The following is a 21,811-nucleotide window of genomic DNA, read 5'->3' on the forward strand; positions in this document are numbered from 1 at the left end:
GAGCAACGCCACGCGGGAAGGGATCCGCCGTCTGCGACGGTGGATCCCTTCCCGTTTATGGTGCCCGCATGGTGCGGGGCCTCGCACGGTGCCCGTTCGTCGTGCGGGCGGTTCATCCTGCGGGGCGCCGGTGGCGTGCGGCTAGGTGCCGGGCCGGTCGTCGTCGTTGAAGGAGTCCGGGTTCCCCTCGCCGGCCCGGGGGCCGGCGCCCGGCTGGCTCCCGCCGGCCGGCGTGCCGCCGTCGGGCTCGGAGACGCCGGTCTGCGGGCCGGCGCCGTTCTGGGGCCCGTCGGCCTGCTGGCTGGAGCCGTTCTGGGGCTCGCCGGCCTGCTGGGGCTGGGCGGGCTCCGGAGTAACGCGGATTCCGTACTGCGGGCGGCCGTCGGGCAGGTCCGGAAAGCGCCCGCGCACGGGCTGGCCCGGCACCCCGGCCTTGACCGCGTCGGGCGGGCCGGGCTGGGGCTGCTGTCCTTGGACGCCGCCCTGGCGGTACGGGTCCTCGCCCCACTGGGCCGGTCGCTCCGGGGCCTGCGGCTGCTGGCCCGCAGGAGGCTGCTGGCCATAGCCGGCAGGCGGCTGCGGCCCGACGGGCGACTGCCCGTGGTTTGCCGGGCGGCCGGGAACCGCGGTCCCGGCCATCGGCAGCTGCGCGGCCAACCGCCGGGCCTCGTGTGCCACCTCGGTGGAGACCACCACGTCATAGCTGGTGGCGATCACCTGGTTGGTGGAGGTGAAGTCCCGCTTGCCGCGCTGCAGCGCGTAGGAAATGATGCCGAAGAGCATCCAGAAGGCCGCGCCCATGGCCATCGACGAGATCAGCAGCACAAAGGTTTCGCCGCCGCCGAAGAGCATCAGCAGCAAGCCGACGAACAGGCCGAACCAGGCGCCGGTGGCCGCGCCGGAGAGGGCAACCCGGGGATAGCTGAGCTTTCCGGTCACCCGCTCGACCGTCTTCAGGTCGTTGCCGACGATGGTCACGTGCTGGACGGGGAATTCCTCGTCCGCGAGGTAGTCCACCACCTTCTGGGCATCCAGATACGAGCGGTAGTTTCCGATCAACTCGCCCTGCGGAAGGGTACGGCTGGGGTCCCGGGAATCTGTACGGCCAAGCATCGACATACCCCCATTGTCGCTGATATACGCAACCGGTGGTTTGGGTATCGCTTCAGGTGAACGTGGGAACCGCCGCGCTGCCTTAGCCTCCGCCAGTGCGGCGGCCGGGAGCAAGGCAAAGCCGGCCCGCCAAATCCCGGATTTCCGGGCCCAGCACGTAGCCTAAAGGGGTGAGCACAAAAACCAACCGCGTCTTCGTAGCCCGGCTGCTCGGCCTGGACGTCTTCGACCCGCTCGGAGACCGCCTGGGCCGGCTGCGCGACGTCGTCGTCCTCGACTACGGCCCCGCCAAGCCGCCCCTGGTGGTCGGTCTGGTGGTCGAGGTCCCCGGCAAGAAACGCGTGTTCGTCCCCATGACCCGGATCACCTCGATCACCGCCGGGCAGGTCATCTGCACCGGGCTGGTCAACCTGCGCCGGTTCGAGCAGCGCGGCGCCGAGACCCTGGTGGTCGCCGAGATGTTCGACCGCCGCGTCACGCTCGCCGACGGCAGCGGCGACGCCACCATCCTGGACATCGGCATGGAACAGTCCCGCGACGGCGACTGGTATGTGTCCCAGCTCTTCGTCCGGCGCGGCCATTCGACGTCGCCGCTGCGCAGCCTGCGCCGCAACGAAACACTGATCGTGGACTGGCACGAGGCCTACCAGGGCGCCAGGCACGAACCGCAGGCGGCCACTACCTTCGTGGCCAGCCACGAGGACCTCAAGCCCGCCGACTTCGCCGAGGCACTGCACGAGATGACCCAGAAGCGCCGGCTGGAAGTCGCGAGCGAGCTGCAGGACGACCGTCTGGCGGATGTGCTCCAGGAGCTGCCGGACGACGACCAGGTGCAGATCCTCACGTCGCTGGATGCCGAACGCGCCGCCGTCGTGCTGGAGGAGATGGATCCCGACGACGCCGCCGACCTGCTGGCCGAGCTGCCCGAGGAGCAGAAGGAAGAACTGCTGCAGCTGATGGAGCCGGAAGAAGCAAAGGACGTCCGCCGTCTGCTGGAGTATGAGGAAAACACCGCCGGTTCCATGATGACCCCGGTGCCGGTGATCCTGCCCCCGGAAGCCACGGTCGCCGAGGCCCTGGCGCATGTGCGCCGCGAAGAGCTCACGCCGGCCCTGGCGTCGGCCATCTTCGTCTGCCGGCCGCCGCTGGAGACCCCCACCGGGAAATACCTGGGCGTGGTCCACATCCAGCAGCTGCTGCGCTACCCGCCGCCGGAGGCGCTGGGCAACATCGTGGATACCGACCTGGAGCCGGTGCTGGACCAGGCCGATGTCAGCGACGTGGCCCGCACCCTGGCAACCTACAATCTGAACGCCCTGGCAGTGGTCAACAGCTCCGGCCGGCTGGTCGGCGCCGTGACCGTTGACGACGTGCTGGACCATCTGCTGCCCGACGACTGGCGGGCGCAGGACGACTCCCCCGTAAGCGGAGGTGGACGCTTTGGCTGAAAAGGCAGACCGGAAAATCAAGGTCGCGGGACTGGACACCCCGCGCGAGACCCGCACGCGCCTGCTGGTCCGGTTGCGGCCGAACCCCGATTATTTCGGCAAGGCCACGGAGTCCTTCGCTCGTTTCATGGGCACCCCGCAGTTCCTGATGTGGATGTCGGTCTTCTGTGCGCTCTGGCTGGCCTGGAACACGTTCGGACCCGCTCACCTGCGCTTCGACAGCGCCGCGCTGGGCTTCACCGCGTTGACCCTCATGCTCTCGCTGCAGGCCTCCTACGCCGCTCCGCTGCTGCTGTTGGCGCAGAACCGCCAGGACGACCGGGACAAGGTCTCGCTGCAGCAGGACCGCCAGCGGGCCGAACGCAATCTGGCGGACACCGAGTACCTGACCCGCGAACTGGCCGCGCTGCGGATCGCCATCCGCGAAGTGGCCACGCGTGACTTCGTCCGGAGCGAGCTGCGCTCGGTGCTGGAAGAACTGTTGGACGACGAGTCCGCGGACGAACGCCGCCGCGGCCGGCGCCGTTCCTCCGATGCCACCACCTCGCTGCCCAAGCTGCCGCCCGTCCAACACGGCGGCCAGGAGAACTGATGCATGACTGATCCACACCCGTCGCAACACCCGGACCCGGCCTCCGTACGGCGCGCACTGGGAACCGTGATCGATCCGGAGCTGCGCCGGCCCCTCGCGGAGCTGGGCATGCTCAAGGACGTCCGGATTGACGACGCCGGAGGGGTCACCGTCGGCGTGCTGCTCACCATCTCGGGCTGCCCGCTGCGCGGCACCATCACCGCCGACGTCGAGCACGCCCTGGCTGCCGTTCCGGGCGTTTCCGGGGTGGCGGTGGAGCTGGACGTGATGACGCCGCAGCAGCGCGACGCGCTCAAGGAGCAGCTGCGCGGTGCCGGCCGCGGCAATCCGTTCGCCGATCCGTCCTCGCTCACCCGCATCTATGCCGTGGCGAGCGGCAAGGGCGGGGTGGGCAAGTCGAGCGTCACCGTCAACCTCGCGTGCGCCATGGCCGCCCAGGGTTTGCGCGTGGGCATCATCGACGCCGATGTCTACGGTTTCTCGGTTCCCGGGCTGCTGGGCATCACGCAGGCCCCCACCCGGGTGGACGAGATGATCCTGCCGCCGGTGGCCTACGGCGTGAAGGTCATCTCGATCGGCATGTTCGTCTCGGGCAACCAGCCGGTGGCCTGGCGCGGGCCCATGCTGCACCGGGCCCTGGAGCAGTTCCTCACCGATGTCTATTTCGGCGACCTGGATGCGCTGTTCCTGGACCTGCCTCCGGGCACCGGGGACGTGGCGATCTCGGTGGCGCAGCTGCTCCCGTCCTCGCAGATCCTGGTGGTGACCACCCCGCAGGGTGCCGCGGCGGAGGTGGCGGAACGCGCCGGCGCCATCGCCGCGCAGACCGGGCAGCAGGTGGCGGGAGTCATCGAGAACATGTCCTGGCTGGCGCTGCCGGACGGATCCAGGATGGAAGTCTTCGGCTCCGGCGGCGGAACTGCCGTCGCCGGGCGGCTCTCCGCCGTGCTGGAGAAGCCGGTACCGCTGCTGGGAAGCATCCCGCTGGAGCCACGGCTGCGCGCCGGCGGCGACGCCGGCCGCCCGATCGTCCTGGACGGGGCGGACGCCTCCGTTGCCGGCAGCGCCGCGGCCGAACTGCGGCGGATTGCGGCGGACTTGGCGGCGCGTCCGCGCGGCCTGGCCGGACGAACGCTGGGCGTCACCCCCCGCTAGGGCCTCAGTGCGGGAAACGCCCCGTGCGCAACGGCGCGCCGGTGGCTAATGCGCCCCGGAGGTCAGGTCGCCTCGGTATCGAACGGCGCTGCCTCACCCGGGGCCAGCTGCGCGCGCGACGCGGCCGGCGCCCGCGAACCGGTTGACACGGCCGTGCCTGCCGCGGTTGCGGCTGCTGCCGCGACAGCCGGCGCCGCCGGCGCGGGACGCGGCGCCTCGTCGTCGTCCAACAGGGCTTCCTTGATGATCCGCCGAGGGTCGTATTGCCGCGGATCAAGCTTGCGCCAGTCCATGTCGACGATGTCGTCGCCGACTTCTTCGCGCAGCTGTTCCTTGGCACCGGCGGCCATGGTCTTCAGCTGCTTAACGAACTTGGCCAGCTGCGCGGCGTATTCGGGCAACCGCTCAGGTCCGAGGATCACCACGGCAAGAATTGCCAGGATGATCAGTTCTGAGCCGTTGATTCCAAACACGATTGAAGGTTACCCGTTCGCCGGGCCGGTCAGCCACTTGGCGGGCTGACCATCATGCCCAGTCCGCGGACGATCCGGCTGAACGGATCGTCGGCTGGGGACGGCATCGGCAGCTTCAGGCGGGAGTTCTCCGACAGCACCACGTGGCTGACCGTCTCCGGCATCTCGGCCAGCGGGAGGTCGGACCACAACGTGTACGTCACCTCGTCGGAGTGGAGCACCACGGTCCAGTCCTCGCCGCCGCGCACCCACACCGCGCGGTCCAGCCCGGCCACTTCCCGGAAGCCGTCCATGGTCACGGGATGGCCCGTGGCCGCATTCACCGGCGGCGCGGGGTCCGCCACCCGGGCCGTTCCGCCGGCGCTGCCGTCTCCGCGCCGTTGCTCGGTGACCGTCACCCGGTGGCTGCCGTCGCCGAGCTCGAGCCTGACGGCAGGCTGCCCGTCCACGACGGTCTGTTCCGCGCTCCGCAGGCGGTAGCCGAGCCCGGGCAGCAGCGGGCAGGTCCAGCCGCCGCGCCGCAGCTCCTCGAGTGCCGCCCCGTCCAGGGCGATCGGACGGGCGGTGCCTGCATCGGCGGCCACCGGCACCCAGGCCGTCCCGGTGGCAAGGCCGCGGCCGGCGTCCGCCTGCCCGGTCTCGCCGCCCAGGACGAAGGCCGCGGACAGCGTCAGCACGGCGCAGCCGGCCAGGACCCCGCCGGCAACCGCCAGCACACGCCTGACCGGCCTGCGCGCGGGCAACGCCTCCGCCGCGGCGTCGGCGGCGGCGTCAGGAAGGGCGGCGGCGGGAGGGAGGGCGGCGGAAGGGAGGACGGCGGGCGGGAGGCCGCAGGCGGCACCGGCCGGCGCGGGGGTGCGCCCGCCCGCGGGTACGCCGGAGTTCCGGTCTTCCGCGGTGCCGGAAGTTTCGAGGCCGAGCGGGGGCCCGGCCGGTCCGGCGGCCCCGAGCCGGCTGCAGCGCAGCAGCCGCGCGGTCAGGTTGTCGTCAGGGGGCGGCACGTCCAGCGAGCGCAGGCGGTCCTGGATCTGGCGGAATTCGTCGACGCTCTTGCGGCACCGCCGGCAGCGTTGAAGATGGCGTTCAAGGGCCGGGCGGCGATCATCGGAGAGTTCGCCGTCCAGGTACTCCGCCAGCTCTCTTTCCGGGTGGAGCATTGCAGCGATTAGTGGGCTCCGGCGATGCGCGGCAGTTTCAGGCGCGGGCGTTCGGCAGGATCCCGGTGCGCCAGCTTTTCCCGAAGCATAGTCCGGCCACGGTGGATCCGCGACCGGACGGTGCCCAGCTTGACGCCAAGGGCCGCGGAGACCTCGTCATAGGACAGCCCCTCCAGGTCGCAGAGCACCACTGCGGCGCGGAAGTCCGGCGGCAGCTCTTCCAGCGCGGCCTGGACATCGATATCCAGGTTGTTAAATTCGAAGCTGCGCTCGGGGCCGGGATCCTTGCCGGGCAGCCGGGCTTCGGCTTCGTCGCTCAGTCCATCGAACCGAATCCGGCTCTTGCGCCGGGCCTGGTCCAGGAAGAGGTTGGTGGTGATCCGGTGGAGCCAGCCGTCCAGCGTGCCGGGCTTGAAGTTGTCCAGTGACCGGAAGACGCGGACAAAGACTTCCTGGGTGAGGTCTTCGGCGTCGTACCGGTTTCCCGTGAGCCTGAAGGCCAAGCGGTAGACCTTGGCGGAGTGGTTGCTCACCACTTCTTCCCACGTCGGAGCGACCCACTGATCGTTGCCGGCCGCGGCGTTCGACGCGGCGTCCTGTAGCTTCGTCATTATCGTGCCCCTTCGTCGGACCGCCCGCGGCCGCCCACCTCCTGGGGGTCCGGGAATGCGGCTGCGTGCTGCCGGTCTGGCTTTCGGCGTCCCGGGTACCCATCTTGGCGCAAAAGACTGGGAGAATTCTGTAAACCGGCTGCACAAAGACCGCTAAGCCCGGTCCCCGTCTGCCCCGGCCGGCGGCAGCGTGTCCCGTCCCCGGGGCACGCGCCTAATCCCGCCACCTGTGGCAGTAGGCTTGGCACTGCGGCCCTGCGCCGTTTTCCCGCAAAAGCTGAAGAGAAAGCGATGTTTCATGAGTGCCGACAAGCAGACGAGTTGGTCCTACACGGAGGGGCTCCCCGCCGAGGATGACGTCTTGCTTCGGGCCCGTGAGCGCTCCCATGAACTGGGCGTTGCCGCTGTCGGCAGGGGGGTCGGCGCGGCCCTGACCGTCCTCGCCGCGGGCACCAAGGCGCAGACGGTGGTGGAAATCGGTTCCGGCGCCGGTGTCTCCGGGGTCTGCCTCCTGCGCGGACTGCCGCCGGCCGCGGTGCTGACCACCATCGATGCGGACGTCGACCATCTGCGCGCGGCACGCCAGTCCTTCGTCGATGCCGGCATTCCGGGCAACCGCACCCGCACCATCTCCGGCCGCGCGGCCGACGTGCTGCCCCGGCTGACCGACAACGCCTACGACCTCGTCTTCGTCGATGCGGACAAGCCCTCATATCCGCTGTACGTGGAGCAAGCGGTCCGGCTGCTCAAGCGCGGCGGCATGCTGATTGTCAACGACGCCCTGGACCACGACCGGGTCTCGGATCCGGCCATCCGCGAAGAATCCACCACCACGCTGCGCAAGGTCGGCAAGGCCATCCGGGAAAACGACCAACTGCTGTCCACCATCCTGCCGACCGGCGAGGGACTGCTGCTGGCCGTCAAACGCTGACCGTCCCGCGGCACCCTGCCCGCGGGCGGCCGGGCCGCCGCCGGCCCGGTGCTAGCCGCGGTAGGAGCGCAGGAAGGACAGCAGCAGCCGGGCACCGTACCCGGTGGCGCCCTTCGTAACCTCGGCCCGGTCGGAGTCTGCCCGGGCGGGGCCGGCGATGTCCAGATGGATCCACGGAAGGGCGCCGGTGAATTCGCGCAGGAACAGCGCTGCGGTGATCGATCCCCCGCCGACCTTCGACCGCTGGGACGCGATATGCGAGATGTCGGCGATGCCGGATTCCAACGCGAAGCCGTATTCGGCCGCCACCTCGTCCAGCGGCATGTGCCAGACCCGCTCCCCGGTTGCCTCCCCCGCGGCTTCGAACGCGCGCACCAGGGACGGCCGGGTGCCGTACAGCGCCGCATGCTGCCTGCCCAGCCCCAGGGACGCCGCGCCGGTGAGGGTAGCGATATCCACCAGGACGTCGGGCTGCAGCCGGGCGGCGGCGTACGAGAGGCCGTCGGCCAGCACCATGCGCCCCTCCGCATCCGTGTTGCCGATCTCCACGGTTGTGCCGTCGTGGACGGTCACCACGTCGCCGGGCCGGTAGGCGTCGGCGCCGATGGCGTTCTCGGCCAGGGCGAGCAGGCCGGTGACACGGTGCGGCACGCGCAGCTCCGCCGCAGCGGCCAGCACCGCCAGCACGACGCCGGCGCCCGCCATGTCGGTCTTCATCGGCAGCATCGGCTCCCGCGGCTTGAGCGACAGCCCGCCGGTGTCGAAGGTGATGCCCTTGCCGACGATGACAACGTGCCTGGTGTTCTCGCCGGCCTGTGCGGGCGTGTAGTCCAGCTGGACCAGCCTGGGCGGAGTCGGCGAGGCCGAGCCCACCGCCAGCAGACCGCCGAACCCTCCGGCAGCCAGCTGATGCTCGTCCCACGTGCGGATGCCCAGGCCGCGGGCCGCGGCGAGGCGCGCGGCTTGGCCGGCCATCCACTCCGGGCTCTTCACGTTGGACGGCATGTTTGCCAGGTCCCGTGCCAGCCACGTGGCCCGGGCGCCGGCGGCGGCCGTTGCGGCCGTCCCCGCTGCGGTTCCGGTCAGTTCCAGCACCGCGGCCATCGGCTTGGGCGCGGCGGACGTCCCGGCGCGCGGCGGCCGGTAGCCGCCCAGCAGGAACCCCTCGATGAAGGCCTGTTGCAGCCCTTCGGGCAGGCCGTCGACGGCGCTGCTGCGCACCCGGTCGGTGCCCATCGTCGCCCTGGCCAGGGCGGCTCCGGCCTTGCGCAGCTCCGCCGCGCTGCCACTGCCCAGCCCAATCAAGATCAGGCGCTCCGGCAGCCGGGCGGAGCCTGGCGGCGCCGGCACCGCCAGCACTTCGCCGGCCTTACCGGCAATCCCGTGGACCTCTGCCAAGGCCGCCACGTCGGCGCCAAAGTCGGCTGCCGCCTCGGCGGCACCCTGGCGCGGCTGCGGCGTGGCCCGCTCAACGTTGGCCTCGCCTTCAGCAATGGGGACCGCCAGCACCGTGACATCCCCGGCGCCCTCGGCCGGAGACCGTCCGCGGCCGAGGGCCGGAAGGGCTTGGACGCGCGCCATCTGCGGTTCAACCAGGGCCTGCTCCAGATGACGGGCGGTTTGTTCCTCTGCGGTGGAGGGAACGTGGCTCACAGCAAACGGTTCCTAGCCTGCCACGTCGCTGGTGACGCCGAGCAGGCAGTCCTTGAGGTTGCCGGCTTCTTCGGCGTTCAGTTCGAGCACCAGACGCCCGCCGCCGTCGATGGGCACCCGCAGGATGAGGCTTCGCCCCTCCTTGGTCACTTCCATCGGACCGTCACCGGTACGCGGTTTCATCGCAGCCATCTGGGAATTCCCTTCCGCCATGGGGCAGCCCGATCGGTGATCGCCCTGCCCGCCAACCTCACATCGGCGGCCCTTCAGTTGCCCGGCCGCCATGTCCAACCACTACCCATTATCGCGTACATCACAACCGGGTGCTAATTTGCGCGACACGGGGCGCACCGGCGCCGGCCGCCGCTAGGGCGGATAGTCCCCGCCGCCGGGCAGTTCGGCCCAGGACCAGAGCCAGGTCACCCAGACAATCTGCCCGGCCAGGAACATCACTGCCAGGCACGCGCGGTAGGCCCGGCTGCGTGATACCAAGGCCGCCGCCAGGGCCAGCGGGAAGAGCGGAAGCAACAGCCGGAAGGTGCTGGTCTGCGGATGCAGAAAGGCAAGCAGGTAGCCCAGGTAGCAGGCGCACCACAGCCTCAGGTCCGCCCCCATCTTCCGGGCAGGCGGGGAGCACAGGACCCCGGCCGCCGCGGCCACCAGCAGCAGCGGGGCGGCCATTCCGCCCAACAGCCCGAAAAGGTTCACGCCCATGTCGAACCACGGCTTGAACAGGATCAGGGCCTCGCCCCGCCAGGCTGTCTCGGTATCGGTGTACGCGGTCATCTCGCCCGTGACCGACCACGCCAGCACCGGCCAGGCGAGGGCCGCGGCACAGCTGACCAGTGCCAGCGCTGCCGCGCGGAGGAATTCCGGGGTCTGCAGCGGATCGGTGCGGCGCTGCCTGATCCGCCACAGCAGGTGAAGGCCGGCGAGCGCCGCGAACGGCACGCCGACCGGCCGGGAGAGGCACATCAGCACGACGACGGGAATCGCCGGCAGGTACTTCCGCCGCACCAGCAGCAGCAGCGCCGCCGCCAGCAGCGCCAGGTTCAGCGATTCGGCGTAGGGCACCTGGAGGATCGGCGAGACCGGAAAGACCGCCACGAAGAACACGGCCCACAGCGCGGTGCCGTGGGGGGCGTAGCGACGGAAAAGTTTGTAGATGAGCAGCACGGCGGCAAAACCGGCGAGGGTCGCAACCAGCGGTGCCAGCAACTGCCACCCCAGCCCGGTGGCCGCCGCCAGGATGCGGACGATGCCGGGGAAAAGCGCGTAGAACGCCCACTGGTTCTCGTCGACCCGCCCGTCCTGGCCGCGGGGAATATCGGCGGGATACCCCTCCCGGTAGACCTGCTCGTACCAGGCGCTGTCCCAGATTCCGATGAAGGACAGATAGTCGGGGTGCGGTCCGGTCCACGGATTCGGCCCCTGCTGGCGTGCCACCGCGAGGAAGACCAGCAGCGAATACACCCGGGAAAGGGCGTAAAGCACGCAGACCTGGACCCACCACGGCCACCCGGAGATCCGTCGGCGCCAGAAGGAAAGCTCCGCGTGCACGGCCTCCCGAAGCACGCGCGTGCGCGGAAGGCGGTCCTGCACCCCCGTCATCCTTCCCGCGCCGGGTGGGCACCGCCGTCGGGCTGCGGCTGTTCGTGGCTCAGTTGCCGGATCAGGCGCTCCTTGGCTCCCAGCTCGGCCCGCAGGACGTCCAGCACTTCGTCCACCTGGTCCATCCGGTAGCCCCGCAGGGCGGTGGAAAACCGGACGCTGTCCAGGTCTTCGGCACGGGGGTGTTCAGGCAGCAAAACCGCCGGCAGCCGCGCCTCATGCTCGCTCAGGCCCTGGAGCGCGGCCACGTGCCCGCGCTCCCATCCGGTGCCGTCACTCTCGCCGCCCGCGCCGGTGGCGGCCGCCTTCCTCCGGCCCCGCCAGCCCGACGCGGCGACAGCGGCCGCACCTGCAACGGCGATGGCAAGGAAAACCAGGAATGCGCTCACAGCACCATCGTGCCAGAGAGGACGTCGCGCCGGGTCAAAATCCGGAGCGGGCGGACAGCCCGGAGATGACCTGCTCGACTGCTTCCTCGGCCGTGTCCACCACGCTGACCAGGTCCAGATCGGCCTCCGCGATCATCGCTTCGGCCAGGAGCGTGTTGCGGATCCAGTCGATCAGCGGCGACCAGAATGCCGTGCCCACCAGGACGATCGGGAAGGACGTCACCTTCTTCGTCTGGACCAGCACCATGGCTTCGAACAGCTCGTCGAGCGTGCCCAGCCCGCCGGGGAGCACGATGAACCCCTGCGCGTACTTGACGAACATCGTCTTGCGGGCGAAGAAATACCGGAAGTTGATGCCCAGGTCCACCCAGTTGTTGAGCCCCTGCTCGAACGGCAGTTCGATGCCCAGCCCGACCGAGACGCCGCCGGCCTCGCTGGCGCCCTTGTTGGCCGCCTCCATGGAACCGGGGCCGCCGCCGGTGATGACCGCGAAATTATGCCGGACCAGCAGCTGCCCGATCTCCTCGGCGATGGCGTAGTGCTTGCTTCCCTGCCGGGTGCGGGCCGAACCGAACACGCTGATCGCCGGGCCGAGGTCGGCCAGGGTGCCGAACCCTTCGACGAATTCGCTCTGGATCCGCAGCACGCGCCAGGGATCCGTGTGCGTAAATTCCGCCCGGTCCTTGGTGTCCAGCAGGTACTGGTCGGCCTGCGGGATGTCCGCCTGGCTGCGGCGCAGCTCCACCGGCCCCTTGAAACGGGTTTTCGGTGCGCCCGGAAGTTGCGACGGGAGCGGGATGTCTTGCTGGTTTGTCATTTCCCAAGGCTACAGATCCGCCGGCCATCCGTGGCGGTTTCCGCCGTTTCGGTGGCAATTCGGCCCTCACGCGGTCCGGGGCGCAGGTTGCTCTTAAATCACGATTCCGGCGGTTCGGTCGCGAATGCATTGCTTGAAGGGAATCTTTCGCTAGATTCGTTCCATGACCAGTGACGCATCGCACAGTAAAACGCCGCCTGCTGCTCCTGCGGCGGCATCCCGAGCCACGTCCGCCGCGCCGGCGGGTCAGCCGCTGGTGTCCCTGAAGAACGTCAACAAGCACTTCGGATCCCTCCATGTGCTGCAGGACATCAACCTGGAGGTCACCAAGGGCGAAGTGGTGGTCGTGATCGGGCCGTCGGGTTCCGGCAAGTCCACCCTCTGCCGGGCGATCAACCGCCTGGAGACCATCGACGACGGCGAAATCCTGATCGACGGCGAGAAGATGCCGGCCGAGGGCAAGGCCCTGGCCAAGCTGCGGGCCGACGTCGGCATGGTGTTCCAGTCCTTCAACCTTTTTGCCCACAAATCGATCCTGGAGAACGTCACCCTGGGACCGATCAAGGTCAAGGGGATGAAGCAGTCCGAGGCCAAGGAGCTGGCCATGAGCCTGCTCGAGCGCGTCGGCGTGGCGAACCAGTCGCAAAAGCTGCCGGCCCAGCTCTCCGGCGGCCAGCAGCAGCGCGTGGCGATTGCCCGGGCCCTGGCGATGAAACCGAAGGTGATGCTCTTCGACGAGCCCACCTCGGCACTGGATCCGGAAATGATCAACGAAGTGCTCGACACCATGGTGCAGTTGGCCAGCGAAGGCATGACCATGATCGTGGTCACGCACGAGATGGGCTTTGCCCGCAAGGCGGCGGACCGGGTGCTCTTCATGGCCGACGGCCAGATCGTGGAGCAGGCCACCCCGGAAGAATTCTTCACCAACCCGAAGAGCACCCGCGCCAAGGACTTCCTGGGCAAGATCCTCGAACACTGACCCCCACACCTGGCCCTTCACTGACGGAGGGCCGACAACGCAAGGAGAAAACATGCGAAAGACCCGTTATGGAATGGCTGCCATGGCAGCCGGAGCCGCGCTCGTGCTGTCCGCCTGCGGCGGCGGCGGCGGCGGCACAGGCGGCGGAGGCGGCGGCGAGACTGCCGGCGGCGGCGAAGGCGGCGGCGAAGGCATCCGTATCGGCATCAAGTACGACCAGCCGGGCCTGGGCTTTTCCTCCGGCGGCAAGTTCAGCGGCTTCGACGTGGATGTCGCCAAGTACGTGGCCAACGAGCTGGGCTACTCGGAGAACCAGATCGAATTCGTCGAGTCGCCCTCGGCGAACCGCGAAAATATGCTCGCCAACAACCAGGTGGACATGATCTTCGCGACGTACTCCATCACCGACGAGCGCAAGCAGACCGTCGACTTCGCCGGACCGTACTTCGTGGCCGGCCAGGACCTGCTGGTCCGGACCGACGACACCGAAATCACCGGCCCGGATGCGCTTAACGGCAAGAACCTCTGCTCGGTGACCGGCTCCACCTCCGCCCAGCGCATCAAGGACGAGCACGCCGCCGAAGTGAACCTGGTCGAGCGGCCCAGCTACGCAGAGTGCGTGACCGCCATGCAGGGCGGCCAGATCGACGCGGTGACCACCGACGACATCATCCTGGCCGGACTCGCGGCGCAGCCGAACAACGCCGGCAAGTACAAGGTGGTCGGCAACCCGTTCTCGGAGGAGAACTACGGCGTCGGCCTGCCGAAGGGCTCGGAACTCTGCGCGGACATCAACGCAGCCATCAACAAGATGGTCGAGGAAGGTGCCTGGGAAGAAGCCCTCAAGAAGAACACCGAGGGTGTGGATTACTCCTACAACAAGGACCTGAACCCGCCGAAGCCGGGCGAAGCCTGCGCCTAGCACCATCCGTTGTGGGGCGGGGCACTCCCGCCCCACAACATGATCTGCCTCTTCCCACCGAAAGGGGATGGACAGTTTGTCCGAGTATTTCCAGAGCTACCTGACGGCGCTGGAGACCTACGACGTCGTCGGAGCCTTGTGGGTCAATATCCAGCTCGCTTTCTGGGCCGCCCTGGGTTCGTTGGTGCTGGGTACCGTCCTGGCCCTGATGCGCATCTCACCGGTGCCCAGCTTCCGCTGGGCCGGCGCGGCGTACGTCAACGTCTTCCGCAACACGCCGCTGACCATCATCATGGTGTTCTGCATCCTGGTGGCGGTCTTCCAGCTCCAGATGAACCTCTCCGGCGATTTCGACTTCAACTTCTTTCTCTGGGCCATCGTCGGGCTGTCCGTCTACCACGCGGCCTTCGTCTGCGAATCCATTCGCAGCGGCGTCAACACCGTGCCGCTGGGACAGGCCGAGGCGGCCCGCGCCATCGGGCTGAGCTTCCTGCCGGCGGCGCGGATGGTCATCCTGCCCCAGGCCTTCCGGGGTGCCGTGGCGCCGCTGGGCAACACCCTGATCGCCCTGACCAAGAACACCACGGTGGCAACGGCGGCGTCGGTCGCCGAATCCGCCGGGCTGATGAAAACCATGATCGAGTTCCGGCCGGATGTCATCATGGCCATTTTCGCGACCTTCGCCATCGGCTTCGTGATCATCGTGCTGCCGATCGGCCTGGTGACCACTTGGCTCTCCAAGAAACTGGCGGTGTCACGATGAACATCAAGCAGAACGTCCTCTTTGATGCGCCCGGCCCGAAGGCCCGTGCGCGGATCATGGTCACCAACATCATCGGCATCCTGCTCTTCCTCGGCGCGGCGATCTTCGTCTTCGTCGGACTGAACGACAAGGGCCAGCTGGCACCCGAGCTGTGGACGCCGTTCCTGACCGGCGAGGTCTGGCAGTTCACCATCCTGCCGGGGCTGATCAACACCTTTAAGGCCGCCGCAGTCTCGATCCTCACGTCCGTGGTCTTCGGGCTACTCTTTGGCGTGGGCAGGCTCGCCTCGAACGGCCCCCTGCGGTGGCTCTGCGGAGTGATCGTCGAACTCTTGCGGGCTGTCCCGGTGTTGCTGATGATGATCTTCTTCTGGCTCCTGTTCGGGCAGCTGAGAATCGGCACCCCGGCAGACATCCCGTTTTACGCCGTCGTGACGGCCCTGACGCTGTACAACGGATCGGTGATCGCGGAACTGGTCCGCTCCGGCGTGTTCGGCCTGCCCAAGGGCCAGCGTGAAGCCGGGATGGCGATTGGCATGACCCGTGCCCAGTCGTTGCGCAGCATCGAACTGCCGCAGGCCCTGGTGGCCATGCTGCCGGCCCTGGTCAGCCAATTCGTGGTGATCCTGAAGGACTCTGCCCTCGGCTACATCATCACGTACTCCGAGTTGCTGCGGTCGATGCAGATTTACGGCTCCGCCGGTCCGATCCTGCAGTCGCTGACAATTGCGGCCGTCCTCTTCATCGTCGTCAACTTCGCCTTGTCCTGGGTAGCCAACTGGCTCTCCAAGTTCCTGAGCAGCAGGACCGCGGGCGAGACCGCGCCGCTGACCACGCAGCCGATGGCCGTCAAGGTGTGACCGGCTGCCGCTGACCGCCGACAGGGAAGGGGAGGATGCCTGCGCGTCCTCCCCTTCCCTGTTGCCCGGCGGCCTTGTTGCCCGGCGGCGGCGTCCTCCGCCGCCTCAGGCCAGCAGCCAGCGGCGCAGCGCCGCCCGGCACTCGCGGACGGCCTCCGCCGGAACGTGTTCGTTGTCGGTGTGGGCCAGCAACGCGTCGCCGGGGCCGAAGTTGACGGCCGGAATGCCCAGCTCGCTGAACCGCGCCACGTCGGTCCAGCCGTACTTCGGCTTTGGCTCCGCCCCCACGGCGGCGACGAATTCGGCGGCTGCCGGGTGGTCGAGGCCGGGCCGGGCGCCGGCCGCGGCATCCGTGCAGACCACCGTGAAGCCCTCCAGCAGGTTCCGCACGTACAGTTCGGCGTCTGCGGGCGTCTTATCCGGAGCGAACCGGTAATTGATTTCCACCGTGGTGCTGTCGGGGATGATGTTGCCCGCCGTGCCGCCCTTGATCTTCACCGCGTTCAGGCTCTCGCGGTACTCCAGGCCGTCGACCGTGGCAGTGGCCGGTTCATGGTCCCGGAGCCGGACCAGGATGTCGGCCGCGGCGTGGATAGCGTTGATGCCCCGCCACGCGCGCGCGGAATGCGCCGCCTGGCCCACCGTGCTCGCTTCGAACCGGGCCGTGCCGTTGCAGCCGCCTTCCACGGTTCCGTCGGTCGGTTCGAGCAGGATGGCGAAGTCGCCCTGCAGCAATTGGGGGTGGTTGCGCACCAGCCGGCCCAGCCCGCTCATCGCAGCATCCACTTCCTCGTGGTCGTAGAAGACGTAGGTGACATCGCGGTTGGGTGCCGTCAGCTCGGCGGCCAGCGCCAGCTGCACCGCTACCCCGCCCTTCATATCGGTGGCGCCGCGCCCGTACAGCACGTCCCCGTCCCACACCGAGGGCACGGTTCCGAGGGAGCCGGGCACGGCGGGCAACGGCACGGTGTCGAGGTGGCCTGCCAGGATGACCCGCTCCGGCCGCCCCAGCTGCGTGCGCGCGACGATGGCGTCGCCGTCGCGCAGCACCTTCAGGTGCGGCAGGGCCCGCAGGGCGGCCTCCACGGCGTCGGCCAGGGCGGTCTCGTTGCCGGACACGCTGTCAACGTCGATCAGCGCCGCGGTCAGCTCGGCGACGTCGGCGGTCAAGTCCAGGGCAATGGTGGAAGTCACTCCCCCAGCTTAGCCAGACGCGCCTGCGGCATCCCCGCGTCACTGGCCCCGGCGCGCTCGGTAGACTTGCATCCATGACCGCGAGCACCACCGCCACCGCTACTCCGCGCACCGCCCACGGCACCGGGCTGGCCACCGTCACCGACAGCGGTGACGTCCTCGACGTCTGGTATCCGGCGCCGGCCCTGGGCCCTGCCGGCGCCGCCGGGGACGCGGAGACCGGCCTCGAGGCCGACGCCGCGGACAGCGCCGACGCGGACCGCGGCACCCGTCTTGAGGTCCTCACCCGCAGCATCGACCTGGACGCCGCGCCGGCCGACACCGCCGACGCCTACCTCCGGCTGCATCTGCTCTCCCACCGCCTCGTCACCCCCAATTCGCTGAACATGGACGGCATTTTCGGGCAGCTGCCCAACGTGGTCTGGACCAACTTCGGCCCGTGCGCCGTGGACGGTTTCGAAGCGGTCCGCCGCCGGCTGCGCCGCCGCGGCCAGGTCACCGTCTTCGGCGTGGACAAGTTTCCGCGCATGGTGGACTACGTGGTTCCCACCGGCGTGCGGATTGCCGAGGCCGACCGGGTCCGCCTCGGCGCGCACCTGGCCGCCGGCACCACGGTGATGCACGAAGGCTTCGTCAACTTCAACGCCGGCACGCTGGGCACTTCCATGGTGGAGGGCCGCATTTCCGCCGGCGTCATTGTGGCGGACGGGTCCGACGTCGGCGGCGGCGCCTCGATCATGGGCACGCTCTCCGGCGGGGGGAAGGAACGGATCAGCATCGGCGAGCGCGTGCTGCTGGGCGCCAACTCGGGCGTCGGCATCAGCATCGGCGACGACTGCGTGGTCGAGGCCGGCCTCTATGTGACCGCCGGAACCCGGGTCAGCCTGATCGACGTTGCCACCGGGGACCACCGCCAGGTCAAGGCCGTGGAACTCTCCGGCCTGCCCAACCTCCTCTTCCGCCGCAACTCCACCAGCGGCGCAGTGGAAGTCCTGCCGCGCAAGGGCCAGAGCGTGGAGCTCAACGCGGTCCTGCACGCCAACTAGCAGTCCCGGACGGCACCGCCATGTCCCGGCAAGCCCGTGCACGCAGGACACGCAGCCTGCTCAGCCTGATCGTCCTGCTGGCCCTGGTCGGCGGTGCCGCCTACTTCGCCGCCACCTTCATTGACCGTTCCCAAACCCTGGTCCGCGAGCGGTGCACCGCCGTCGTCGGTTCGGACACCTACGAACTGGCACCGGACCAGGCCGCGAACGCCGCGCTCATCTCGGGGATTGCCGTCGGGCGCGGGCTGCCCGCACGCGCCGCGTCGATCGCCCTGGCGACGGCCATCCAGGAGTCGAAGCTGCGCAACATCGATTACGGCGACACGGCCGGTCCCGACTCCCGGGGGCTGTTCCAGCAGCGGCCGTCCCAGGGCTGGGGCACCGAGGAACAAGTGCAGGACCCGGTGTATGCGGCCAACAAGTTCTACGAGGTGCTCGAACAGGTCCCGGGCTACGAGTCCATGCCGGTGACCGACGCAGCCCAGACCGTCCAGCGCAGCGCCTATCCGCTGGCGTACGCGGACCATGAGGCCGAGGCCAAGGCCTTCGCCTCGGCGCTGACCGGGCACTCGCCCGCCGCCCTGAACTGCGTGCTCAAGGATGCCGAGGCAGCCGGCGACCCCGCTGCGGTCCTGACGCAGCTGGAGGCCGTGCATCCCGGCCTGGACATGGCCGTCGCCGGCCGCGAGGTCCGGGTGGCGGCAGCCGACGAGCGGGGCTGGGCGGTGGCGCAGTGGGCGGTGGCTTCTGCCAAAGGGCTCGACCTTGAGTCGGTGGCCCACGCGGGCCTCAGCTGGCAGCGTGACGACGGCGGCTGGGTCGGCGCCGATACCGACACCGGCTACGTCGTGATCACGGTGGCGCGGGGCCCGGTCGCCTGAACCGCCCGGCGCGGCTAGACGATGAGTTCGACGATCGGCTGAAGGTAACTGCGGAAGGCGCTTTCGTCGTCCAGCAGTGTCTGGCACAGCAGCACCCGGTCCGGCTCCACGAACCAGGCACGCGGCTCGCACAGCGGCAGCTCGATGAGCTTCAGCTCGAAGGTACGCGCGGCGCGGCCGAGCTCCATCTCCCGGTCCTGGACGAGCTCGCGGATCAACCCGTTCGTGCCCTTGGCCTCGCGCTCCTGCGCCAACTTCCCGTACTCGGCCATCCGGGCACGCGCCCAGCTCATCCCGGCGCCGAAGTGGGCCTGCAGCAGCAGCCGCAGCGCGGGGCTGCCGGCGAAGGCGGGAAAGGACGGCGGGGCCAGTTTCGCGGCGTTGCCCGGGCGGTCACGGACCAGGTCCTCCCACCACTTCTCCCATTCGTCCCGCAGCGCCGCCGGGCCGCCGACATGCGCGGTCAGCTGGGTGGGATCGGCGGTGCGGACCGTCGGCAACACCGGCGACACCGCGGGCCGGCCGGCTCCGGCCAGGCCGGCGACGTCGCGAAGGTAGAGGGCCAGCAGCATATGTCCCGAGGTGTCTGCGGTGATCCGCCACCCCGGCCCGCCCGTCTGGTGCATGCTGTCCGCGTCCTTTCGCTCGGACCGACGACGCAGCTCATCTGCAGTGGCCCCCGCACGCGGGTGCCGCCCGCGGGCATCCCCACTGCCGCCTGTAGCTCAACTCTAGACCTTGCTGTCCAGCCCTTGTACCTGCCCCGCTGCGGGCCGTGGCGGGGTGACCGGGGGTGAGCTACTAAGCTGGTGGGCATGAGAATTCTGGTCACCGGAGGAACCGGCTTCATCGGCTCGCACACCACGCTCGCCCTGCTGGAGGCGGGGCACGACGTGGTGGTGCTCGACAACCTGGCCAATTCCAGCGAGGAGTCGCTGCGCCGCGTCCAGGAGCTTGCCGGCCGGCAGGCACGGTTCCACCAGGCCGACCTGCTGGACGAGGCCGCGCTTACCCGGGTGCTGGAGACCGAGTCCGTGGACGCCGTGATCCACTTTGCCGGCCTGAAGGCCGTCGGCGAGTCCGTTGAAAAACCCCTGCATTACTACCACAACAATGTGGGCGGCACGCTGAACCTGCTCCGCGCGATGGATGCCCACAACGTCCGCACGATCGTGTTCAGTTCCTCGGCCACCGTGTACGGCGCCACCGAGGAGGTGCCGCTGACCGAGAAGCTTCCGCTGGACGCGATCAATCCCTACGGCCGGACCAAGGAACAGATCGAGGACATCCTGTCCGACCTGGGCGACTCCGACCCGCGCTGGCACGTGGCCCTGCTGCGCTACTTCAATCCCGTGGGAGCGCACGAAAGCGGGCGGATCGGCGAAGACCCGACGGGTGTGCCCAACAACCTGCTGCCGTTCGTGGCGCAGGTGGCCGTGGGCCGCCGGGACAGGGTCCGGGTCTTCGGCAGCGACTACCCGACGCCGGACGGTACCGGCGTGCGCGACTACATCCATGTCATGGACCTGGCCGCCGGACACCTGGCGGCCCTGGACTTCATCGCCGGCCGGCCCGGCGTGCGCCGATGGAACCTGGGCACCGGCAAGGGCTCCTCCGTCCTGGAGGTGCTCGCCGCGTTCGGCAAGGCAGCGGGATTCGACATCCCCTACGAGCTGACCGACCGGCGCCCCGGGGACGCCGCCATCAGCTATGCCGACCCTTCCGCCGCGCTGGCCGAGCTCGGCTGGTCGGCGGTCAAGAACCTCGAGCAGATGTGCGAAGACCACTGGCGCTGGCAGAAGAACAACCCGAACGGCTACGCCGGCTGAAGCAAAACGAGCGGCCCCCGGATCGCTCCGGGGGCCGTCGGCGTTATGGCGTGCTCCGCCGTCGTACTAGCGGGCCGGGTACTCGCGCTCCTGCGCACCCGTGTACAGCTGCCGCGGGCGGCCGATCTTGGTCTGCGGGTCCTTAATCATCTCCCGCCACTGGGCGATCCAACCGGGCAGGCGCCCGATGGCAAACAGCACCGTGAACATCTTCTCCGGGAAGCCCATGGCCTTGTAGATCAGGCCGGTGTAGAAGTCCACGTTCGGGTACAGCTTGCGCTCGATGAAGTAGTCGTCCGCCAGCGCCTTCTCTTCCAGCCGCATGGCGATATCCAGCAGCTCGTCGTTGCCGCCGAGCTTGCCCAGGATCTCGTGCGCGGTGGCCTTGACCAGGCGGGCGCGCGGATCGTAGTTCTTGTAGACGCGGTGCCCGAAGCCCATCAGGCGCACGCCTTCTTCCTTGTTCTTGACCTTCTCCATGAACTGCTCCGGCTCCTGGCCGCTGGCCTGGATCTGGCGGAGCATGTTCAGCACCGCCTCGTTGGCGCCGCCGTGGAGCGGGCCGAACAGCGCGTTGATGCCGGCCGAGACGGACGCGAACATGTTGGCGTTGGAGCTGCCCACCAGGCGCACGGTGGACGTGGAGCAGTTCTGCTCGTGGTCAGCGTGCAGGATGAGCAGCAGGTCCAGGGCCTTGACCACCGTCGGGTCCAGTTCGTAGGGCTCGGCGGGCAGGCCGAAGCTCAGGCGCAGGAAGTTCTCCACCAGGTTCATGGAGTTGTCCGGGTAGAGCAGTGCCTGGCCGATCGACTTCTTGTGCGCGTAGGCGGCGATCACCGGCAGCTTCGCCATCAGGCGGATGGTGGAGAGCTCCACCTGCTTGTCATCGAACGGGTCCAGCGAGTCCTGGTAGAAGGTGGACAGCGCGCTGACCGCCGAGGAGAGCACCGGCATCGGGTGCGCGTCGCGCGGGAACCCGCCGAAGAAGCCCTTGAGCTCTTCGTGCAGCAGGGTGTGGCGGCGGATCTTGTGGTCGAACTCCTCCAGCTCGGTGGGGGTGGGCAGTTCGCCGTAGATCAGCAGGTAGGACACTTCGAGGAAGCTCGAGTGCTCGGCCAGCTGCTCGATCGGATAGCCGCGGTAGCGGAGCACACCGGCGTCGCCGTCGATGTAGGTGATGGCCGAGGTGGTCGCCGCCGTGTTCATGAACCCCGGGTCGAAGGTGACCGCGCCGGTCTGCTTCAGCAGTTTGGATACGTCGTAACCGTCGTTGCCTTCGGCGGCCTTGAGCCGTGGGAGTTCGAGTTCGCCGCCATCGAAGTGCAGCTTGGCACCGGTCTGCTCAGTCATTGAGTCCCCTTCAGGAGGTATAGAAGCTAACGGC

23 protein-coding genes are annotated in these 21,811 nt (G+C 69.0%); 11 read left to right on the top strand and 12 right to left on the bottom strand.

All coding sequences use genetic code 11. The annotated features are described in order from the left end of the window. Positions 1-141 precede the first annotated feature (141 nt). The gene (locus AC5RVV_RS05020; RefSeq protein WP_494000283.1) at positions 142-1,119 is read right to left on the bottom strand and encodes a YflT domain-containing protein; all 978 of its coding nucleotides are present in this window, start codon (positions 1,117-1,119) and stop codon (positions 142-144) included. 164 nt (positions 1,120-1,283) lie between these two features. Here AC5RVV_RS05020 and AC5RVV_RS05025 point away from each other — a divergent pair, with 164 nt between their 5' ends. The 3 genes from AC5RVV_RS05025 to AC5RVV_RS05035 are packed head-to-tail and all read left to right on the top strand — an operon-like array spanning position 1,284 to position 4,308. After that, positions 1,284-2,561: a magnesium transporter MgtE N-terminal domain-containing protein gene (locus tag AC5RVV_RS05025; RefSeq protein WP_494000284.1), complete on the top strand. Its 1,278-nt coding sequence runs from the start codon at positions 1,284-1,286 to the stop codon at positions 2,559-2,561. Beyond that, positions 2,554-3,153: a DUF1003 domain-containing protein gene (locus AC5RVV_RS05030; RefSeq protein ID WP_494000285.1), complete on the top strand. Its 600-nt coding sequence runs from the start codon at positions 2,554-2,556 to the stop codon at positions 3,151-3,153. Before AC5RVV_RS05025 ends, AC5RVV_RS05030 begins: the two co-directional genes overlap by 8 nt. Positions 3,154-3,156: 3 nt before the next feature. Next, positions 3,157-4,308, top strand: coding sequence for an Mrp/NBP35 family ATP-binding protein (locus tag AC5RVV_RS05035; RefSeq protein WP_494000286.1), 1,152 nt, complete (start codon positions 3,157-3,159; stop codon positions 4,306-4,308). Between the two features lie 62 nt (positions 4,309-4,370). Here the strand turns inward: AC5RVV_RS05035 and AC5RVV_RS05040 are convergent, their stop codons facing one another. From AC5RVV_RS05040 to sigE, 3 genes are read right to left on the bottom strand one after another with little or no spacing between them, the layout of a single operon-like run. Then, the gene (locus AC5RVV_RS05040; RefSeq protein WP_494000287.1) at positions 4,371-4,781 is read right to left on the bottom strand and encodes a twin-arginine translocase TatA/TatE family subunit; all 411 of its coding nucleotides are present in this window, start codon (positions 4,779-4,781) and stop codon (positions 4,371-4,373) included. Between the two features lie 29 nt (positions 4,782-4,810). Further along, complete coding sequence (locus tag AC5RVV_RS05045; protein WP_494000288.1) at positions 4,811-5,938, bottom strand: anti-sigma factor family protein; 1,128 nt, start codon at positions 5,936-5,938, stop codon at positions 4,811-4,813. 8 nt (positions 5,939-5,946) lie between these two features. Next, positions 5,947-6,549 (bottom strand): RNA polymerase sigma factor SigE, encoded by a 603-nt coding sequence (gene sigE / locus AC5RVV_RS05050; RefSeq protein ID WP_494000289.1) that lies wholly within the window; start codon positions 6,547-6,549, stop codon positions 5,947-5,949. A gap of 298 nt (positions 6,550-6,847) precedes the next feature. Between sigE and AC5RVV_RS05055 the strand changes: the two genes are divergently transcribed. Then, entirely contained in the window at positions 6,848-7,480 is a 633-nt protein-coding gene (locus tag AC5RVV_RS05055) for an O-methyltransferase (protein ID WP_494000290.1), read from the top strand. Between the two features lie 51 nt (positions 7,481-7,531). Here the strand turns inward: AC5RVV_RS05055 and AC5RVV_RS05060 are convergent, their stop codons facing one another. The 5 genes from AC5RVV_RS05060 to AC5RVV_RS05080 form a co-directional block, all read right to left on the bottom strand. Next, positions 7,532-9,133 (bottom strand): leucyl aminopeptidase family protein, encoded by a 1,602-nt coding sequence (locus tag AC5RVV_RS05060; RefSeq protein WP_494000291.1) that lies wholly within the window; start codon positions 9,131-9,133, stop codon positions 7,532-7,534. 12 nt (positions 9,134-9,145) lie between these two features. Further along, entirely contained in the window at positions 9,146-9,325 is a 180-nt protein-coding gene (locus tag AC5RVV_RS05065; RefSeq protein WP_493979326.1) for a DUF3117 domain-containing protein, read from the bottom strand. Between the two features lie 174 nt (positions 9,326-9,499). Continuing rightward, complete coding sequence (locus AC5RVV_RS05070; RefSeq protein WP_494000292.1) at positions 9,500-10,744, bottom strand: hypothetical protein; 1,245 nt, start codon at positions 10,742-10,744, stop codon at positions 9,500-9,502. Beyond that, positions 10,741-11,133 (bottom strand): DivIVA domain-containing protein, encoded by a 393-nt coding sequence (locus AC5RVV_RS05075; RefSeq protein ID WP_494000293.1) that lies wholly within the window; start codon positions 11,131-11,133, stop codon positions 10,741-10,743. Before AC5RVV_RS05075 ends, AC5RVV_RS05070 begins: the two co-directional genes overlap by 4 nt. Positions 11,134-11,167: 34 nt before the next feature. Next, positions 11,168-11,950, bottom strand: coding sequence for an LOG family protein (locus AC5RVV_RS05080; protein ID WP_494000294.1), 783 nt, complete (start codon positions 11,948-11,950; stop codon positions 11,168-11,170). 163 nt (positions 11,951-12,113) lie between these two features. Here AC5RVV_RS05080 and AC5RVV_RS05085 point away from each other — a divergent pair, with 163 nt between their 5' ends. The 4 genes from AC5RVV_RS05085 (at position 12,114) to AC5RVV_RS05100 (ending at position 15,477) form a co-directional block, all read left to right on the top strand. Next, a complete protein-coding gene (locus tag AC5RVV_RS05085; RefSeq protein ID WP_494000295.1) occupies positions 12,114-12,932 on the top strand; it encodes an amino acid ABC transporter ATP-binding protein in 819 nt (272 codons plus the stop codon). A gap of 52 nt (positions 12,933-12,984) precedes the next feature. Next, complete coding sequence (locus AC5RVV_RS05090; RefSeq protein ID WP_494000296.1) at positions 12,985-13,854, top strand: glutamate ABC transporter substrate-binding protein; 870 nt, start codon at positions 12,985-12,987, stop codon at positions 13,852-13,854. A gap of 67 nt (positions 13,855-13,921) precedes the next feature. Next, positions 13,922-14,617, top strand: coding sequence for an amino acid ABC transporter permease (locus AC5RVV_RS05095; protein WP_494000297.1), 696 nt, complete (start codon positions 13,922-13,924; stop codon positions 14,615-14,617). Further along, positions 14,614-15,477, top strand: coding sequence for an amino acid ABC transporter permease (locus AC5RVV_RS05100; RefSeq protein ID WP_494000298.1), 864 nt, complete (start codon positions 14,614-14,616; stop codon positions 15,475-15,477). Before AC5RVV_RS05095 ends, AC5RVV_RS05100 begins: the two co-directional genes overlap by 4 nt. 105 nt (positions 15,478-15,582) lie before the next feature. Here the strand turns inward: AC5RVV_RS05100 and dapE are convergent, their stop codons facing one another. Next, positions 15,583-16,671 carry a succinyl-diaminopimelate desuccinylase gene (gene dapE / locus AC5RVV_RS05105; RefSeq protein WP_494000299.1) on the bottom strand — a complete coding sequence of 363 codons (1,089 nt, stop codon included), beginning with the start codon at positions 16,669-16,671 and terminating at the stop codon, positions 15,583-15,585. Positions 16,672-16,745: 74 nt separating this feature from the next. Between dapE and dapD the strand changes: the two genes are divergently transcribed. Together dapD and AC5RVV_RS05115 are read left to right on the top strand one after the other, a co-directional pair. Then, complete coding sequence (dapD, locus tag AC5RVV_RS05110) at positions 16,746-17,717, top strand: 2,3,4,5-tetrahydropyridine-2,6-dicarboxylate N-succinyltransferase (RefSeq protein WP_494000300.1); 972 nt, start codon at positions 16,746-16,748, stop codon at positions 17,715-17,717. A 20-nt stretch (positions 17,718-17,737) separates the two neighbouring features. Continuing rightward, complete coding sequence (locus AC5RVV_RS05115) at positions 17,738-18,598, top strand: hypothetical protein (protein WP_494000301.1); 861 nt, start codon at positions 17,738-17,740, stop codon at positions 18,596-18,598. A gap of 14 nt (positions 18,599-18,612) precedes the next feature. On the opposite strand, the gene AC5RVV_RS05120 is transcribed toward AC5RVV_RS05115, so the two are convergent. Beyond that, positions 18,613-19,224, bottom strand: a complete 612-nt coding sequence (locus AC5RVV_RS05120) for a hypothetical protein (RefSeq protein ID WP_494000302.1) — start codon at positions 19,222-19,224, stop codon at positions 18,613-18,615. 189 nt (positions 19,225-19,413) lie between these two features. On the opposite strand from AC5RVV_RS05120, the gene galE reads away from it, so the two are divergent. After that, on the top strand, positions 19,414-20,427 hold the full coding sequence (gene galE / locus AC5RVV_RS05125; protein WP_494000303.1) for a UDP-glucose 4-epimerase GalE: 1,014 nt from the start codon (positions 19,414-19,416) through the stop codon (positions 20,425-20,427). 66 nt (positions 20,428-20,493) lie between these two features. On the opposite strand, the gene AC5RVV_RS05130 is transcribed toward galE, so the two are convergent. Continuing rightward, on the bottom strand, positions 20,494-21,777 hold the full coding sequence (locus AC5RVV_RS05130) for a citrate synthase (RefSeq protein ID WP_494000304.1): 1,284 nt from the start codon (positions 21,775-21,777) through the stop codon (positions 20,494-20,496). Positions 21,778-21,811 lie beyond the last annotated feature (34 nt).

Source organism: Arthrobacter sp. MDT2-34-1 (assembly GCF_059091365.1).

Bases quoted from the DNA above. Each gene is read 5' to 3' on its own strand.
- sigE (WP_494000289.1), bottom strand. From the start codon at position 6,549: ATGACGAAGCTACAGGACGCCGCGTCGAACGCCGCGGCCGGCAACGAT.
- AC5RVV_RS05095 (WP_494000297.1), top strand. From the start codon at position 13,922: ATGGACAGTTTGTCCGAGTATTTCCAGAGCTACCTGACGGCGCTGGAG.
- AC5RVV_RS05070 (WP_494000292.1), bottom strand. From the start codon at position 10,744: ATGACGGGGGTGCAGGACCGCCTTCCGCGCACGCGCGTGCTTCGGGAG.
- AC5RVV_RS05090 (WP_494000296.1), top strand. From the start codon at position 12,985: ATGCGAAAGACCCGTTATGGAATGGCTGCCATGGCAGCCGGAGCCGCG.
- dapD (WP_494000300.1), top strand. From the start codon at position 16,746: ATGACCGCGAGCACCACCGCCACCGCTACTCCGCGCACCGCCCACGGC.
- AC5RVV_RS05080 (WP_494000294.1), bottom strand. From the start codon at position 11,950: ATGACAAACCAGCAAGACATCCCGCTCCCGTCGCAACTTCCGGGCGCA.
- AC5RVV_RS05045 (WP_494000288.1), bottom strand. From the start codon at position 5,938: ATGCTCCACCCGGAAAGAGAGCTGGCGGAGTACCTGGACGGCGAACTC.
- AC5RVV_RS05020 (WP_494000283.1), bottom strand. From the start codon at position 1,119: ATGTCGATGCTTGGCCGTACAGATTCCCGGGACCCCAGCCGTACCCTT.
- AC5RVV_RS05085 (WP_494000295.1), top strand. From the start codon at position 12,114: ATGACCAGTGACGCATCGCACAGTAAAACGCCGCCTGCTGCTCCTGCG.
- AC5RVV_RS05130 (WP_494000304.1), bottom strand. From the start codon at position 21,777: ATGACTGAGCAGACCGGTGCCAAGCTGCACTTCGATGGCGGCGAACTC.
- AC5RVV_RS05115 (WP_494000301.1), top strand. From the start codon at position 17,738: ATGTCCCGGCAAGCCCGTGCACGCAGGACACGCAGCCTGCTCAGCCTG.
- AC5RVV_RS05100 (WP_494000298.1), top strand. From the start codon at position 14,614: ATGAACATCAAGCAGAACGTCCTCTTTGATGCGCCCGGCCCGAAGGCC.
- AC5RVV_RS05035 (WP_494000286.1), top strand. From the start codon at position 3,157: ATGACTGATCCACACCCGTCGCAACACCCGGACCCGGCCTCCGTACGG.
- AC5RVV_RS05065 (WP_493979326.1), bottom strand. From the start codon at position 9,325: ATGGCTGCGATGAAACCGCGTACCGGTGACGGTCCGATGGAAGTGACC.
- AC5RVV_RS05055 (WP_494000290.1), top strand. From the start codon at position 6,848: ATGAGTGCCGACAAGCAGACGAGTTGGTCCTACACGGAGGGGCTCCCC.
- galE (WP_494000303.1), top strand. From the start codon at position 19,414: ATGAGAATTCTGGTCACCGGAGGAACCGGCTTCATCGGCTCGCACACC.
- AC5RVV_RS05120 (WP_494000302.1), bottom strand. From the start codon at position 19,224: ATGCACCAGACGGGCGGGCCGGGGTGGCGGATCACCGCAGACACCTCG.